The sequence below is a fragment of the Dyella sp. genome, assembly GCF_035486915.1.
Taxonomy (GTDB): Bacteria; Pseudomonadota; Gammaproteobacteria; order Xanthomonadales; family Rhodanobacteraceae; genus Dyella_B.
The window spans coordinates 21,929-38,982 of sequence record NZ_DATHMR010000132.1 but is presented as its reverse complement, the minus strand read 5'-3'; the positions used below and the strand labels follow the sequence as shown (position 1 = coordinate 38,982).

The following is a 17,054-nucleotide window of genomic DNA, read 5'->3' as shown; positions in this document are numbered from 1 at the left end:
GACGGGCTGCACGCCTGGACCGGCTTATGTGCGGCCGAGTGTTGCGGTGCCGAACCATTACAAAGGCGCCAGCGCTACCACGCCGCCGCCCGGTTGGAAGTCCGCCGCACCGAACGACACGATTGACCGAGGCGAATGGTGGAAGGTTTTCCACGACGCATCGCTCGATGCGCTGGAATCGCGCGTTACGGTTTCCAATCAAACCATCAAGCAGTCCGTGGCGAATCTGCAACAGGCGCAAGCGCTGGTGGGTGAAGCGCGCGCAGCGTATATGCCGACCATCGGCGCTGGCGTGGCCGTCAATCGCAGTCACACGTCGAAAAATGTCGTTGGCCGGTCGCTTGCCGGCAAGACGGTTTCCGATTTCGCGGTGGGTGCCGATGTCGAGTGGGAGCCCGATCTTTTCGATCGCATCGGGCACGAAGTAGATGCTGCCAATGCGCGTGCACAGGCGAGCCAGGCCGATCTTGAATCCGTCGCGTTGAGCATGCATGCGCAACTGGCGATGGACTACATCGATCTGCGCGAACTGGACATCGAAGCAGACTTGCTCAATCGCACCGTGACTGTTTATGCGCAGGCGCGCGATATCGTCAAACACCGCTTCGATGTGGGTGTCGCACCAGCCTCTGACTTAGCCGAGGCGGAAAGCCAGCTTCAGGCCACGCAAGCGCAACTGATTGACCTTGGCGCGAGCCGGGCACGTTACGAAGACGCCATTGCGATGTTGATTGGCGTGCCAGCTTCCAGTTTCAGCTTGCCGCCGCAGGAAGAGACCATTGCATTGCCATCGATCCCCACCGGCGTTCCATCCGATCTCTTGGAAAGGCGCCCGGATATCGCTGCTGCCGAACGCCGCGTCGCCGCTGCAAACGCCGACGTGGGCGAAGCGACGTCGGCCTTCTTTCCCGACTTGATGCTTTCGGCATCGGGCGGCGTGGAGTCGTCCACGCTGGCGCAGTGGGCAAGTCTTCCCAGTCATTTCTGGAGCATCGGGCCGGCCCTTGTGGGCACACTGTTCGACGGCGGACGCCGCAAGCAGGCGTTGAAGGCGGCCGAAGCAAAGCAGGATGCAGCGACCGCTGTCTATCGGCAAACCGTGCTCAGCGCTTTCCAGGAAGTGGAAGACAACCTGGCATCGCTCAACGTATTGAGGAACGAGGCACTCGTGCAGCAACGCGCGGTCGACGCATCGACCGAAGCGCTTCGTCTTGCCATGAATCAGTATCAGGCCGGTGCCATCGACTACCTTGAGGTTGTCTCTGCGCAGAGCACCAATCTCGAACAGACGCAGTATCTCAGTCAGTTATCGCAGCGCCGTCTCGATTCCGACATTCTCTTGATAAAGGCTCTTGGAGGGCTATGGGAATCCGGAGCGTGAATACGGAAGCGAGAGTTGAGGCACTAGCCGCGTGCTCACACAGGCTTATTCGAAGATTTCAGGGTTAAGCCGGTAAATGCGCCCCTGGTCGTTGCAACACCCCCAGGCTGCGTGAGCAAGTGGCGTATTGCAACGACCGACTGAATCTGCAACCCGAGGCAGGACTACTGCCACGAACCTGAAGTGGCAAGTCCAGCTTTGAGACGCAAATGCATGGGCTCACCGGATCGACAACAGCCTCACCGTTAGGTCATCCGATTGCACTGCTTTGTAATCACGCTGCTTGCCGTTCTTCGTGGCTGTCTCTCGCGGCATTGCGTACCGCATCCATCGCCAGCAAGTAGGGAGAAGGTCCATGGCTGATACGGGCGACGCCCGCTTCCGCCAGTTCGCGTGCGTGAGGAAGTCCCTGCATCGCCATGACGTTCAACGGCAGTGTGATGCTGGCGCACAAATCCCGAATGGCTGCAAAGTCGACCAGACCAGGAATGAAGAATCCGGATGCGCCTGCACGTGCGTACGCGGCTGCGCGTTCTTTCGCTTCCGGGATTCCTTCAGGTGGCTTGATGCCGGTGCCCAGGAACAGATCGGTGCGTGCGTTGATAAACAGCGGGACGCCACGCGCATCGGCCATGGCTCGGATTGCCGCGATGCGTGCGCTCTGTGCGTCAACGCTGTGCAAACCGGTTCCGTGTACGACACCGTCCTCGAAGTTGATGCCTACCACGCCGAGATCCATAAGCCGCGCGACATTCGCAGCGCATACGCTTGGATCGTCGCTATAGCCTCCTTCGACGTCCACACTCACGGGAATATCGACCGTAGCGGTGATGCGTGCAACGATCTGCTCGACGAATGCAAAAGGTATCGACTCGCCATCGCCGTATCCCTGTGCCGCGGCGACGGCCCAACTGCTCGTACCGATGGCAGGCGCACCAGCGTCCTGAATGATTTTGGCGCTGCCCGCATCCCATGCGTTGTAGAGAACGAAGGGACTTCCTTTTACGTGGAGAGAGGCGAATAACTGTGCTCGTTCTTTCTGCTGCATAACACGTCTCCTTGGGTGGTGTATTGAGTTCGTCGCATCAGGTCACGTTGAGCTCGAATGTCATCTGTTCGGGCTTGAGGGAACGGAGGAAGTCTTCGGCATCGAATGCTTCCCCTAGCGTAAGCGCACCGCTTCGATTGAAAGTGGGTTGGAGCATGCGTGCGGCAGCCTCGACGACAAGCGGGGCTGTCACGGCATAAATGTCTTGTCCTCGCGCAACGGCACGAGTCGAACGATCACCATCTCGCGCAACAACTTCCATGACGAATCGCTGTGCGGATCGCCCTTCGGCATCGATGGCCGCCGGTACGGGTGTGGCGGCGTTACGCAGTTCGTCTAGCGACGCAACGTTGAGATAACTGCTCAGGTTGCGCACGTGCAGATGGCGCGAGATCGTGATGATCTCGCTGAGCGGCGTTTCTTCCATGGCTTGCATGCCATGCGGCGGCTCGAACGTCCAATCGGTTGTCATTGCGGGTGTTGCCATGGGCACCAGACTCCCGTTTTTGATGACGACGCGTGGCACTCGATTGCGTTCGCCGGTCTTCCTGGTTCCTTTAGTCGGCCACCAATGATCGAGGGCGACGGCAATAGTCATCTCATCGACACTGCGGTCGCCAATCAGCGCTGTGGCAAGAAGGTCTGCAAGGCCACCGTAAAAACCGACAGCGGGGACGATGGCAACTTTCGCGGCACGGGCTTGCTCGTCATAACGCTCAAATATCGCGAGCGTACTGGCTTGTTCTGCCGTGACATCGAGATAGGCACTTCCCGCGCGCAGGGCGGCCTCCACGATCGGTGCGGCGGTATCCAGAAAGGGGCCGGCGCAGTTAATCACCACGGCGCAGTCGGCGAACGCGCGATCGAGCGCTGCTGCGTCGTCTATCGCGGCCGTTCGCGCCGGCACACCCACTGGAACGCTCGATATGTCTCGGCCCACTGCTACCACCGGCAAACCGCGTCGCTGGAGCTCGGCGACGACGAAGGTGCCGGTATGTCCCGTAGCGCCATAAACGGCTAAGGCCTTACTGTTGTTGAACATTTTGAGTTTCCCCGTGACGATACAGACCTGTCTGTTCTTGTAACGCTACAGAAAGGTCTGTACTGTGTCAACACCCCGCTTGGCCCACGCCTCACCATGACGACTCAGTTGCCCGCCCAAAAACGAAAAGCCCACGGCCCCGAATCAACGGATGTGCGTGAAAGGATCCTTGAATGCGCATCGACGCTCTTTTATCGGCAAGGCGTGCGCGCCGTGGGTGTCGACTTGGTCGTTGAGCAAGCGGGCGTGGCCAAGACCAGCTTGTATCGGCATTTCCGCACGAAGGACGATCTCATCGTCGCGTTCCTGGAGCGCGAGGACGTCGACTTCTGGACGACGTGGGACGATGTTGCAGCCAAGCATGCGGATGATCCGGCCGCCGAATTGGCAGCGCATATGCGCTGGATCGGTGCGCGCCTGTCGCGTTCGAACTATCGCGGTTGTCCGCAAATCAACGTCGCTGCGGAATTCCCCGAACAAGACCACCCCGCGAGACACGTAGCTCGCTCGCACATGCAGGGGCTTCGATCACGCTTGAGTTCCATCGCGAAGCGCCTGAATGTGAAACACCCCGAGATACTCGCCGCGCAACTCGCGTTGTTGATCAATGGCGCGTTCGTCAGCTCGGAGCTGCTGGTAAATGATGATGCGACGCAGATTCTCCTGACTGCCAAAGACGCGTTGGTCGAGGCTGCGCGTTCACCTGCGAAAGCTTGAATCCGTCTGTGCCGTCGATGTCGACACGACATCGCGCTGGAGGTGTTGCAAGTGCGAACAAGCTTGATTGTGCAGAATCTCTACCTCAGACGTACGCAGCAATCGGACTTATGTTCTGCGCATCGTATGCGCTCAGTGTCTTGGCAAGTTTGTCGGCGGCGTTGCGAATTTCCGGCATGGCCGTACATTCCCAAAGATTGCCGCGAAGCAGCGAGCCGATCGCATACAGGCCATGCTGCACGTGACCGTCGGCGTTCACCAAGCGACCGTCGGCTTCTGCGAGCAACCCCAGTTGCAATGCATCGGCCACGGCCAACCCGCTCTTCAGCAGGCTGGAGAGCAATGAGCTTTTGGCAAATGCAACGGCTGTATCCAGGCCAGTGGCCTGCACCACGACATCTGACTCAAACTGCGTGACTCGTTGCGTTGCGCGCGAACGAATGGTGACGTCCAACGGGCCGTTGCCGTCCACGGCCAGCACCCTGGCGCCGTGGATGTGCAACCGCCCTTCATCGCGAAGCTGTTGAAGCGTGTCCGCGGGTTCGGGAGCTAGCCGGTGCCGCGACGATTCCCACACCCAACGCACATGCCGGAGAAATTGCCTGCGCTGCTTGGCATTGAAGCCTTGCCACAACGTGGTGTTGATCGGGCGCATGCCATCGATGACGCTTCGCCAATCGATATCTTGATGTAATGCAAAAACCTTTCGTATCGCAGCCAGAACCTGAGCGGGCCCATCGCAACTCGTCAACGTCGCATTGAGTTCGGCTTGAAGCGAAAACGGCGGAATGGGAAGAGAGGGATGGATAAACGGCAGAAGTCCGTGCCGCGACACCGCAACCAACTCGGCATCCGGCCAGCGCTTTGATGCGGATATCAAAGCATCGACCGCAGTAAGGCCGGTTCCGATCACGGTGAGTCGTCGTGGAGCAAGCGGCCTGGTTGCCAGACTCCATGGCTCCAAGACATACGCGCCGCTTTCCAGTGCCGCGGAGGATACGGTTCGCAGCGGACGCGCATCCATCGCGCCCAGCGCCAAGACCACGCGCTGCACCGTCAACACCGTTCCATCGCCGAGCATGACGTTATAACCATCCTGCACGGGCCAAATGCTCAAGGCCTCGGTGTTGTGAATCTGGTGCGTGTGGCTGCGCTGTTCGGCACGACTTATCCGCTTGCGCAATTGAGACTCGATGTATTGCCCAAACAGTCGACGCGGTAAAAAGTCGATCGGCTTGGTGTCTGGTTGCTGTCGCGAACTGTAGGTCGCGAAGTCTTCGTCGGCATCGAGATAAAGGCCCATGCCGCTGGCACGAACGTTGAGCAGATGATGTTCGTCCTGTGTGCTGTAGGCGATGCCAAGACCCGCATTGTTGGTATCGCCGATCACCCAATGGACGGCATCGGCGCTATCCCGTGAAAGAAGAGCGCCGAACACCGCAGCACCCGCCGCGCCACCGCCAATAATCGCAATCTGTGCCATGGTGAAGACTCTTGTCAGTGGACGTGGTGCGTTGCGACCTTAACTTGGCCGCGCGCTGGAACTGCGATGTCAGGTATCCGATGTTTCCCGTACCGTGCGATGCGTTCGGGAAACCCATTGCCCAAGATCATGGTGAAAGCTGCGATAGCTATTGAGCTCGCCTCCGTACACATGAAGCGAGAGCGCCATGCTGTTTCGAGAAAAGTTGCGACACTGGTGTGCGTAGCTGGTATCTGTAAACAACACATGATCGCCAACGCCCGCAACGATGGTGTCTTGGGCATTCAGAGCGACCGACGGATCTTCTGACAGATGAAACGAATCCACCTGCAACACGCCATCCAGAACGAGTTCCAATCCCCATAGCCCGTCGTGATCATGGATGGGCGTGACATGACCAGGCGGCCAAGCGATCACGAGTGCCTCGTAACCTCGAGGCCGTCCATCATTAAGGGCAATGCGCCGGTAGGATGCCGACGTAGCATCCGATGCGAGTTGGGGTGCGTGCGGGCAGTCGGGCCAGCGAACGGATTCGGTGAGTCGTTCGCAGATCATTGTCGTGTCGACATGACCATTGCGATCCATGCATGCATCGATTAGCGCGAGAACGCGTTTGCCCCACGGGGCAATAGACGAAGTGGTGAGTGTATTGCTCATCAATGGTCCCCAGCGCTCATGAGTGCGAAATCGCAGAGAACCATAGCTCGTGTTAAAGATGCGCTAGATGGAACGCCATGAAAATTACCTTCACGCTCATCGTCACGTTAAGAAAGCGCTTATTTTCCAGGGGCGTTGTCTCAAAATAGAAGCGGTGAACACATCTGATACTTTTTTCGTATCACGCTATAGCATCGCCAGATAATGAAATCTGTGTGGGATTTCCAGTCATTGATCTGTTTACGCCGCTGTTTTCGCGACCAAAACAAATAGAGAAGTAAAAAGAAAGCTAAAGACGGATGGACGTCTAACTGCGTTGCTATTCGATGAGTGCAACGAGGTATGTGCCGAGCTTATTGCCAAGCGTCATACCGTCAGACTGATCGCTCATCTGCTAGCCATATATTTTTGCTTCGCGGCAACGTATCTATGAACCGGCCTTTCCGTCGGTCCTTGGCGGGGACGAATGACGTAAGGGAGCCTGGAATCGCGGTTCCGGGAAATTAAGTGCTCTGTATGAGAACGATTTAGTGCGGCCACTCCCCTGCCGCGTTGCGCGCAAGGATGCGCCGCCTTTTTGAGTTCAATGCGAACGGGGCGCAGTTTTCGTCACGGACGGCTGCTGGAACCACGAGGCATCTCAAAACGCAAAGATCGCGCCCGAGGGTGTTTGCAAATGACGTCGTTCAGCCAAACTTCTTCCCTTCCAAGTTCCATGCAATAAAAACCCCGCTCTGGGCGGGGTCTTCGAATGTCTAAGCGAGTTCGACTTCTTCGGCGTTGAGGCGATCTCGATACGTCGCTTCGGTTTCCTGATACAGCCCAGACCAGGGATCCAGGACATACCCGTTAAGAGGCTCCTGAGACACACGCCGCACGTCACGGCGTTGTTCCGCAATATCAAATAGCGCATCAAGGGTCGTGGGATCCATACGCACTCCTCAGTTGTTCGTCGCGGTAATTTCAGCCTATCGGGAGCATTGTTCGCGTCCGGTTAAAGGAGTGAGGCCATTTGGAAAACGCAAAATTTATGACATATGCAACGATTGATTTGAGCGTGACGCACTACACGACTTCTTCACTCGCCCACGATGCGCCCTGTATTCAAACCCAGAGCGGCTGAAATAACGTCGGTGTACTTCAGGCCTGCTCCCGTGTTGAACAGTACGACACGGTCGGAGGCGTCCAGAACGCCAGACTTGAGCAGATGCTCGTAGGCGGCCGTAGCCGCTGCGCCCTCTGGTGAAAGAAAGATTCCCTCGTTGGCTGCCCAGTCTTTCAGAGAAGCGAAAATATCCTCATCGGATACTTCCACAGCCATACCATCTGAAGCGCGAAGAATGTCCAGAATGATGTAGTCGCCATACGCTTTCGGCACGCGAAGTCCTGATGCTGCAGTTTCCGGGTTTTGCCACATTTGGCTTGCACTGGCCCCGTCGTTGAAAGCGCGTACAACAGGTGCGCAACCGGAAGACTGGATAGCGAACATGCGCGGCCGCTTGCCGGGCTTCACCCACCCCAGCTGTTCCAGTTCTTCGAAGGCTTTCCACATGCCGATAAGACCGACACCACCACCCGTGGGATAGAACACCGCGTCCGGATATTCCCAGCCAAGCTGTTCGACCAGTTCGTAACCCATGGTCTTCTTGCCTTCCACACGAAAAGGCTCCTTGAGTGTGGAAATATCGAACCAACCCTCTTGCTGCTTACGCTCGCCAACGATGCGCGCACAATCAGAAATGACGCCGTCGACGAGCGTGACCTTCGCACCGTATGCCGTGGCTTCCACATAGTTGGCCAGTGGTACATCGCGCGGCATGAAGATGTGGGCCTCGATATCCGAAGCGGCAGCGTAAGCAGCGAGCGCTCCGGCCGCGTTGCCGGCGGACGGAACCGCCAACTTGCGCAAGCCATAGTGCCGCGCCATCGTCACAGCCAGCGACAGTCCTCGCGCCTTGAACGAGCCCGTCGGATTAGCGCCTTCTTCTTTCAAATAGACACCACGATGACGCTTACTGCGCAGCATCGGCGTCCAGCCCTCGCCCAGCGTCACCGGCGCCACGTTGGGAAGCACAGCGTGATAACGCCACATGCCACTCCAGGGTTGCGAGGCCGTTTGGCCCACCACATCGGCGGGTGAACTGCCAAGCAAATGATTCAGGTCATACCTCACATACAGCGCTCCCGCCGGCTGATCGGGACACTGCGTACAAAGCGTCTGCGGCGTATCAGCCGAAAGCCGTGCGTGACAGCGAGAGCATTCAAGGTAGGCGATGGCAGGCATGTGAGCTCGTTAGGAAGTGGATGGAAAATGGTTACTGCGATGAAAACCGAAAACTCAAGCAGAATCCCGCTGGGATATCTGCTCTGGCGCCCCCTCCCATTTCGCAACGACAGAGGCAGCCACAGCGTTACCAACGATATTTGTCGCCGATCGCCCCATATCGAGAATGTGGTCGACGGCGAGAATAAGCGCGACACCGCTTTCCGGAAGGTTGAAGTAATGCAATGTCACAGCAATCACAGCAATCGCGGCGCGCGGCACGCCGGCTACACCTTTGGTCGTCACAATAAGCAAGCCGAATAGAGCCATCTGCTGTGTAAGCGTCAGAGCAATGCCATAAGCCTGCGCGATGAAAAGGATGGCAAACGCGCAATACATCATCGCGCCATCCAGATTGAACGAATAACCCAGCGGCAGCACAAAACTCGCAATGCGCCGTGGAATACCGAAATCGACCAGCTGTTCCAGCAAACGCGGATAAGCCACTTCCGACGATGACGTCGCGAACGCCAGCAAAACGGTATGCCGGATGCTGGAAATCAGGCGAAGACCGCGTCGTCCGACAATGAACACCAGCGCTGCAATCAACAGCACCCAAAGAATGCCAAGTGACAGATAGAAACCTGCCACGAATCGCGCATACGTGCCAACGATCCCTATGCCATGGATGCTTATCGAGCTGGCCAGCGCGGCGAAAATTGCCAAGGGGGCCGCTTTCATCACGTAGTCCGTGATCTTGAACATGATCGCGGCCAACTGTTCAACTAGATCGACGAATAGACTCGCTTTTTCCTTCAGTGCCGCCGCTGCCATTCCCATAAAGATCGAGAAGACGACAATTTGCAGTATCTCGTTGGCACTCATCGCCTCGACAATCGAACGCGGAATCAGGTGGGACATGAAATCCGTCAAAGCAACGCTTTCGGTGCTTCCAGAATGCGTGACGTCGGAGGACGCCAAGGTATTCGCAACCGGCAAATGCAGCGCGGCGCCCGGTTGAAACCAGTGCGCCATGACAAGCCCTACGAAGAGCGAAACGCAGGAAGCGCCCAGGAACCACACCACGGTCTTGATGCCAATGCGTCCCACCTCGCCAACGCCACCCATCCTGGCGATCGCCGACACTAGCGAAGCAAACACCAGCGGCGCGATGACCATCTTGATAAGTCGCAGGAAGGCATCGGTGAGGATGGAAAGGTTGGTCGCAACCTCGAGTGCTCTCGCCGGTGACAGTGAATAGTTACATAGCCAACCAACGGCAATGCCAAGCAGCGTTGCCGTGACAAGAAATAATGTGAATATCCGCTGTTTGGACAGCATTAACGACGTACAGCCGTTCGATTTACATGCCGCATGGAATGTCTCATCTCGCACCTGATGCCGAAGACCTTACGATCATCTTGCGGACCGAGATTACCTCAGACCACCACCTCGACATCCAATTCTTCTGCCTGCTGGCGTTCTCTGGACAGACTTATAACCATTCGCCCTACTGATATGAGGGATATTCATCTTTCACTTCATTTTAGGGAGGCGATGCTGAGTATCCCTCCGAGAGTAAACGGATGACTACGATGCCAGCCAAACTGGAGATGGAACAAGGCTCTTGGTTGGCCAGACCATTAAGACGGCCATACCGCTAAATCAAAGCGGCTTTCCGTATTAGTTCGGAGAATCATGGTGGGCACATTTCCGACCGAAGTCTCCGCGCATGTTGAACCCACTTCCTTGTCCATCGAAACTTGTTCGCCCAGATCGATCCTGCAGCCACATCGGCGCTGTCAGCCTATGCGCAAGAAATTCGGAAATATCCGCTTCGGGTGTCGAAAGCGGACCTGATGCGGTGACCCCCAGAAATTGCTTGATGCGTACCCATAAGTAAACTTTCCAGACCATTTGTCGAATTCGGGTCCGGCTGTTCGTCATGATAATGAAGGCCGGCAATCAGGCAGCCTGAAAGCGATCTACGGGAGACAACATGCCGCAATATCTGGTTGCAATTCATCACCCCGAAAACTACGACCCGTCCCTCGAAGGTGAAGCGATGGGCCGCGATATCGACGTGCTCAACGAGGAGATGGCTGCCGCAGGCGCCAGGTTCTTCGCCGGCGGTTTGGAGTCGGCAGATAAGGCGAAATCGCTACGTAAGCAGTCCGGTGGCCAGGTGGTCGTTACCGATGGGCCGTACCTTGAGACCAAGGAGTACGTTGGCGGCTTCTGGATACTGGAAGCCGCTGATATGAATGAGGCGGTGGCATGGGGGCGCAAGGCCTTAGTCGCCTGCCGTGCGCCGGTTGAAGTGCGGGCGTTTCTTGCAATGCCTGACTGAAAGATTGCCTCGAAGCCATCAAGCCTCTTCCCGATCGCTGAGTATCGGGGCAAACGCTTGTCCGCTTCGGGTCGAAAGCCGTCATTGCGAACCGCCTGAAAACTCTACTGCAAGGCGCTAAAGCACGAGGCATCGACCTGTTTTTACGGAATTAAACCTCCAATCTGTCGCCAGACCTCGCTACCAACGCATATAGCGCGGGCATCAGGAAAATACTGATCAGTAGACGGGTAAACAAACCACTGACGATGACCAACGCAAAGGGGCGTTGCGTGTCGGTGCCGACGCCGGTAGCGAGCGCGGCGGGGAGCAGGCCGAGGGCAGCCACCAGCGCGGTCATCATGATCGGGCGCAGACGCAAGATAGCGCCCTGACGAATCGCATCCGTAACGTCGACGCCGGCGCGACGCAATTCGTTAACGTAGGAGATGTAGACCACGGCGGTTTGTACGGAAACGCCGAATAGCGCGAGGAAGCCGACGCCGGAAGAAACGGAGAATGGTGTATTGGTAATCCACAATGCGACGATGCCGCCGACAGGCGCTGACAGCAACACGCCCAACACGGTGATGAAGGGAAACTTGAAGTTGCTGTATAGGGTAAACAGCAGCAGGAAAATTAACGCCAGCGTCAGCGGCAGAATTACGTTCAACTGCGCGCGCGACGCAGTGTAGTCGGAGTACTCGCCGCCCCAATCAAGGCGATAGCCTTGGGGTAACTCCACTTTCTTGTTGACCTGAGCTATAGCGTCGCCGACAGCGCCCGCAAGGTCGCGCCCCTCCACGGAAAACTGCACGCCGATGTAGCGCGAATTGTTTTCGCGATAAATAAACGATGCGCCGTTGGTGACCTGGATATCGGCAAATTCTTTCAGTGGAATTTGCTGGCCACCCGGCGTCGCAACGAGGATATTGCCGATCTCTTCGGGGTTGTCGCGATATTGCTGTTCGAGGCGCACGACGAGGTCGAACTGCTTTTCCTGCTGCACGACTTCGGTGGCGACATCGCCGCCGATCGCCGTCTGGATCAGTGCATTGATATCCGCGACGTTTACACCGTAACGTGCGATAGCGCCGCGATTGATCTTGATCGTGAGACTGGGTTGCCCAAGCTCCTGCACCAGCGTGACGTCACGAATGCCACGCACTTGCTCCAACACCTGCTTGATCGATTTGCCTTTCTCTTGCAGTGTGTTGAGATCCGGCCCGAACACCTTCACCGCGAGCGCACTTTTTAGACCGGTCTCCGCTTCATCTACCGCGTCTTCGGCAGGTTGCGTGTAGTTGAACATGATGCCTGGAAATGCCTGCAGCTTCTGGTTGATCGCTTCGGTGAGCGCAGCCTTGGTGCGGTATTTGCCGGTCCATTCCGAATAGGGCTTCAGACCGACATAGAATTCGACATTGAAGAAGCCCGTGGAATCGGTGCCATCGTCAGGACGTCCCAGCTCCGAGGCAACCGTGGTGACTTCGGGGAACGAACGCAGGATGTCGCGAATCTTCGGCGTAATCTTCGCCGATTCATCAAACGAGATCGTGTAGGGCATGGTTGCGCGCACCCATAGCGCGCCTTCATCCAGTTGCGGCATGAACTCTGCCCCGATACGCGGAATCAGCAACAACGACGCGGCGAGCACTACGGTCGACGCCAGCGTGGTCGCCCACGGATGTTTGAGGCAGATATCCAGGCCCTTTATGTAAACCGATTTGATCGCCTCGAAAATCCGGTTACGCCGCTCCGTCACACCCTTGCGCATAAACCATGCGCACAGCACCGGCAGCAGGGTCAATGTCACGATCAGCGAGCCGACCAGCGCGAAGATCATGGTGTCGGCCATCGGTTTGAACAGCGTGCCCGATGCACCCGACAACACGTAGATCGGCAGAAAGCTGACAACAATCACGGCGACGGCGTAGAACAACGGGCGGTCCACTTCCGCCGCGGCATCGCGGATGATCGCCTTCACGTTGAGCGGCGTACCTTTGCGCTCGGCGATCTGGCGGAAGATGTTTTCGACCATCACCACAGCGCCATCGACCAATATTCCAAAGTCGACGGCACCAATGGATAACAGATTGGCCGAGGCGTTCTGCAGATCCAGACAAATGAACGCAAACAACAACGCCAGCGGAATGGTCACCGCAACAATCATGCCGGCGCGAAAGTCGTAGAGAAAGAAAACCAGGATCACCACGACCAGCAACATGCCGCGCAACAGATTGCCTTCGACGATCTTGGTGGTCAGTGCAATCAGGTCGGAGCGGTCGTAAAACGGCACAACCTTCACGTCTTTAGGCAGTACTTGGTCGTTGAGCTCCTTGGTCTTCGCTTCGACGCGCTTGAGTACGTCCTGGGTTTTCTCACCCGTGCGCAGCAAGATCACACCTTCGACGGCGTCGTCCTGCTTCTCGTAACCGAACTCACCCAGTCGCGGCGCGATACCTATCGTTACACGGCCCACGTCTTTGACCAGTACGGGCGTACCATCGTGCACCGCGACCACAACGTTGCCGATGTCTTCCAGCGTTTCCATGCGGCCCATGCCGCGCACGTAGTAAAACTGCCCGCCCTGCGAATAAAAGCCGCCCCCGGCATTCGCGTTGTTGGCAGTCAACGATGCTTCCACTTGCGGTGCCGACAAACCGACTGCAGCGAGTTTCGCCTGATCCAGCAACACCTGATATTGCATGGTGCCGCCGCCGAAACCCGAATCGTCGGCGACGCCGGGAACCGATTTGTACTGCGGCTCGATCGTCCACGCCTCGAGTGTTTTCAGATCCATCGGCGAGCGGTCCGTGCTTTGCAGCACGTAGCGATAGATAAGGCCTGACGGTGCGGACAATGGCGATACCGACGGCGTCACCCCATCGGGCAAGGTGAGATCGCCTAGCCGGTTGAATACTTCCTGCCGTGCAAAGTTGTCGTCCGTGCCGTTATTGAAGGTAATGATGACGTCGGACAGGCCATATAGCGAAATCGACCGTGTCGTCGCTGTTTTCGGGATGCCGTTCATGCCCAACTCGACGGGCACCGTAATCAAGCGTTCGACTTCTTCTGCGGCATGCCCCGGCCATTGCGTCACAATCTCCACGATCGGTGGCGAGAGATCGGGGTAGGCATCTACCGGCAGGCGCTTCAGCGAGTGCAGGCCCGAACCCGTCAAGATCAACGTCAACAGGATGACCAGGAACGACTGCCCCAGCGAGGCAGCGACGATCCGGTTCATGAGCGACGCCGTGCGCGACGGCGTCTCGCTGGTAGGCAGGGGCTCGCTCATTGGTTTTGCATGAACTGTACGAAGATGCCGCCGTCGACGACGATCTGGTCGCCTGCGCGCAAGCCACTGGGAATCTGGAACTGATCGCCCACGCGATAACCTTGCGTCACGCTGCGGCGTGCGAAGCTGCCATCGGTTTGCGCCACATACACGAAAGGTAGATTTTCATCGTCGCGCAGAATCGCCGACACGGGCACCAGCGTGCCGGTTTCGGGATGCAATGAATGAATCCGCACGTTGACATACATCTGCTTGCGCAACAGGCCTTGCATGTTATTGACGATCACGCGCGCCGCGACCAGGCGTGTGTCGGGGTTCACCAATGCGGCGATGTTGTCGACCTCTCCCTTGATCGGTCTGGCGTTCATGCTTGTGATCACGTCCACTGCGTCGCCTACGTGCACGGACGCAAGATCGGAATCGGACACCTGAGCCATCACCCATACGCGCGATAGGTCGGCCACGGTAAAGCACGCTGTCGTGCCTGCCTGCAACAATTGACCCGGTGAGATAAGTTTCTCCACCACCGTACCGGCGATCGGCGAGCGGATCACACCCTGAATGCGAGCGATAGGCCGACCCTGTTCGACATCTTTGATGGTTTGCGGATCGACATTCAACGAAACCAGCGTTTGTAGCGCAGCGTAGGCATCGGCTTCAGCGCTGGCGGCGTCGGTTTCGGCCTGGTCCGCTTCCTTCTGCGCGACGCCTTGGTGTTGCAGCAGATCCTTGTCCAGATCGGCCAGCCGGCGCGCGGTATGCGCCGTGACCAGCGCCTTGCGATAGGTGCTTATGGCGGTGGCGAAATCGGGTGAGTCGACATAAGCGAGTGGATCGCCTTTCTTCACTTTGTCGCCTGGCGAAACCACCAAGCGCGAAACCGGGCCGGAGATGGGCGCCAATACGCTGGTTGCCTGATCGTTATCGAAATCCACCACGCCGGTCGTCTCGATGGTGCGATCAAACGACGATGACGCGACCGTATAAAGCTTGATGTTCTGTCGCTGCGCTGCCGTCAGTGTCACATTGGTCGGCGTGACCGATGCGGCCTGCGTGTTGTTGTCATTGCTGGATGAGCAGCCGGCGCAGAACACACCGATCAGCAGCACCATAGGAGCGATCGCACGCCACTGTGGCTTCAGCGGTAGATCCGGCAGCTGCATCAAGCCAGGTATGGAATTAATGTTCATCTTGATCCTGATTCAACTCCGCACGATGCCACCAACCGCCACCCAACGCCTGAAATAAAGCGGCCGTATCCGCAAATCGATTCGCTTGCGCCACGATCAGATTGATCCGCGCCTGCTGATACGCCTGCTGCGCACTGAGCAGCGATAGATAGCTGGCGTAACCGCCCTTCCACTGTCGCTCAGATAGATCGAGCGTCACCTTGGCTGCGTCGCTCGCAGCCGCAGCAGCCTTCAAGGCTTCGGCATCCTGATCGAGCGCGGTCAGCGTGTCGGCGACGCTCTGGAAGGCGGTAAGCACGGTGCTGCGATATTGCTGCGCCGCTTCGACGTACGCAGCTTTTGCAGCGCGTTCCTGATGCAGCAACGTACCGCCCTGAAAGAGCGGCGCGGTGATATCTGCGCCGATGCCCCAGAAGCCAGTGCCCGACTTGAACACTTGGCCCATCGCCAGTGCAGTGCTGCCAGCGTTCGCACTCAATACGATATTTGGCAACCGATTAGCCGTCGCAATGCCGATCTGTGCACTGGCCGCGTGCATGTTCGCCTGCGCCTGACGCACGTCTGGACGTTGTGCGACCAGTACCGACGGCAGGCTTACGGGCAAATCTTGCGGCAACTGCAATTGCGTCAGATCGAAGTTTTCACCTGGTGCATCATTCGGAAAACGCCCGACCAGCACGGCAAGCGCATCGCGCTGCTGTGCGAGCTGCTTCACTAGCGGCGGCAATGTGGCGACCGTTTGCGCCAACAGCGATTTTTGCGCCGCCAGATCGAGACCGCTCGCGTAACCCTTATCCAGCTGGTGCTGCAGGATCTGCACCATATTGGTGTTGATATCGATCAACTGGCGTGTCGCGTCGACCTGCGCCTGCAGCGAACCCTCCTGCACAGCGGCGACGACCACGTTGGTGCTCAGCGTGATGTGCGTGGCGATCATCTGGAAACGCACGGACTCTTCCTGCGCCTTCACCGATTCCATCGTGCGACGATTGAGGCCGAACACGTCGGGTACGTAAGACACACTGAGCTGAGGCGTAAACAGGTTGTACAAAAATGCGTTGTTGTTCGGTGTCGGCGACAGCGTGCCCGACTGGCTTTGCCGGGTCGCGGAGAAATCGGCCGAGAGGTTCGGATAATACGCACCACGCTGCGCCAGCACATTCTCGTGAGCTACCAACAATGCAGCCTGCGCCGCCTTCAGATCGGCATTGTTCTTCAACGATTCGTCGATCAACGCATTCAGCGGCGCAGAATGAAACAGCGTCCACCAGTCGCCGCTTATGTCACCACCATTGATGAAACGCTGCGCCTCGCCACCGGCGAGGTCGTGCGTGGCTACCGTGGTGCTCAGCGGCGTGGCCGTGTAACGGGTGACAGCAGGCGGTGCTGGCTTCTTGAAGTCAGGCCCGACCGCACAACCAGCAAGAAGCAGCGCAGCGGACACGAGGCAAAACCGCACGCGTCGCGCACCAACGAGGTCGGCTTCCCTACCGCAGCGGACGATCATGGCGTGCAGCCGTGATTGCTTGAGTCACCCATACGTCAAAAACATCCCATCGATGTGGAACAGCAGAATCGTCGGCCTGGCGCGAATTCGATATTAGTCCGTCGACGCCCCGTGCAGCCGGTGCCTATCGACCTACAAG

Annotated in this window: 13 protein-coding genes; 3 read left to right on the top strand and 10 right to left on the bottom strand. The window is 57.7% G+C overall.

Annotated elements, in window-relative coordinates; translation table 11 throughout:
• The coding region (locus VK725_RS10450) for an efflux transporter outer membrane subunit (protein WP_325317992.1) at nucleotides 1-1,381 on the top strand (1,381 nt) is incomplete at its 5' end.
• Nucleotides 1,382-1,655: 274 nt separating this feature from the next.
• Here the strand turns inward: VK725_RS10450 and VK725_RS10445 are convergent.
• Nucleotides 1,656-2,429, bottom strand: a complete 774-nt coding sequence (locus VK725_RS10445) for an isocitrate lyase/phosphoenolpyruvate mutase family protein (protein ID WP_325317991.1) — start codon at nucleotides 2,427-2,429, stop codon at nucleotides 1,656-1,658.
• Between the two features lie 37 nt (nucleotides 2,430-2,466).
• On the bottom strand, nucleotides 2,467-3,471 hold the full coding sequence (locus VK725_RS10440; RefSeq protein WP_325317990.1) for a saccharopine dehydrogenase family protein: 1,005 nt from the start codon (nucleotides 3,469-3,471) through the stop codon (nucleotides 2,467-2,469).
• A 153-nt stretch (nucleotides 3,472-3,624) separates the two neighbouring features.
• Between VK725_RS10440 and VK725_RS10435 the strand changes: the two genes are divergently transcribed.
• Nucleotides 3,625-4,188, top strand: a complete 564-nt coding sequence (locus VK725_RS10435) for a TetR/AcrR family transcriptional regulator (protein ID WP_325317989.1) — start codon at nucleotides 3,625-3,627, stop codon at nucleotides 4,186-4,188.
• Between the two features lie 85 nt (nucleotides 4,189-4,273).
• On the opposite strand, the gene VK725_RS10430 is transcribed toward VK725_RS10435, so the two are convergent.
• From VK725_RS10430 to VK725_RS10410, 5 genes are all read right to left on the bottom strand, one after another.
• A complete protein-coding gene (locus VK725_RS10430) occupies nucleotides 4,274-5,671 on the bottom strand; it encodes an FAD/NAD(P)-binding protein (RefSeq protein ID WP_325317988.1) in 1,398 nt (465 codons plus the stop codon).
• Nucleotides 5,672-5,740: 69 nt separating this feature from the next.
• The gene (locus VK725_RS10425) at nucleotides 5,741-6,328 is read right to left on the bottom strand and encodes a cysteine dioxygenase family protein (protein WP_325317987.1); all 588 of its coding nucleotides are present in this window, start codon (nucleotides 6,326-6,328) and stop codon (nucleotides 5,741-5,743) included.
• A 755-nt stretch (nucleotides 6,329-7,083) separates the two neighbouring features.
• Nucleotides 7,084-7,260 carry a hypothetical protein gene (locus tag VK725_RS10420; protein WP_325317986.1) on the bottom strand — a complete coding sequence of 59 codons (177 nt, stop codon included), beginning with the start codon at nucleotides 7,258-7,260 and terminating at the stop codon, nucleotides 7,084-7,086.
• A gap of 146 nt (nucleotides 7,261-7,406) precedes the next feature.
• Nucleotides 7,407-8,612 carry a threonine synthase gene (locus tag VK725_RS10415; RefSeq protein WP_325317985.1) on the bottom strand — a complete coding sequence of 402 codons (1,206 nt, stop codon included), beginning with the start codon at nucleotides 8,610-8,612 and terminating at the stop codon, nucleotides 7,407-7,409.
• Between the two features lie 54 nt (nucleotides 8,613-8,666).
• Nucleotides 8,667-9,932, bottom strand: coding sequence for a dicarboxylate/amino acid:cation symporter (locus tag VK725_RS10410; RefSeq protein ID WP_325317984.1), 1,266 nt, complete (start codon nucleotides 9,930-9,932; stop codon nucleotides 8,667-8,669).
• 658 nt (nucleotides 9,933-10,590) lie between these two features.
• Between VK725_RS10410 and VK725_RS10405 the strand changes: the two genes are divergently transcribed.
• Entirely contained in the window at nucleotides 10,591-10,941 is a 351-nt protein-coding gene (locus tag VK725_RS10405) for a YciI family protein (RefSeq protein ID WP_325317983.1), read from the top strand.
• 151 nt (nucleotides 10,942-11,092) lie between these two features.
• Here the strand turns inward: VK725_RS10405 and VK725_RS10400 are convergent, their stop codons facing one another.
• Genes VK725_RS10400 through VK725_RS10390 form a run of 3 tightly spaced genes read right to left on the bottom strand, consistent with a single transcriptional unit; the run spans nucleotide 11,093 to nucleotide 16,852 of the window.
• A complete protein-coding gene (locus tag VK725_RS10400; protein WP_325317982.1) occupies nucleotides 11,093-14,167 on the bottom strand; it encodes a CusA/CzcA family heavy metal efflux RND transporter in 3,075 nt (1,024 codons plus the stop codon).
• A gap of 47 nt (nucleotides 14,168-14,214) precedes the next feature.
• Complete coding sequence (locus VK725_RS10395; RefSeq protein WP_325317981.1) at nucleotides 14,215-15,408, bottom strand: efflux RND transporter periplasmic adaptor subunit; 1,194 nt, start codon at nucleotides 15,406-15,408, stop codon at nucleotides 14,215-14,217.
• Nucleotides 15,398-16,852: an efflux transporter outer membrane subunit gene (locus VK725_RS10390; protein ID WP_325317980.1), complete on the bottom strand. Its 1,455-nt coding sequence runs from the start codon at nucleotides 16,850-16,852 to the stop codon at nucleotides 15,398-15,400. The genes VK725_RS10395 and VK725_RS10390 overlap by 11 nt, the downstream gene beginning before the upstream one ends.
• Between the last annotated feature and the right edge of the window lie 202 nt (nucleotides 16,853-17,054).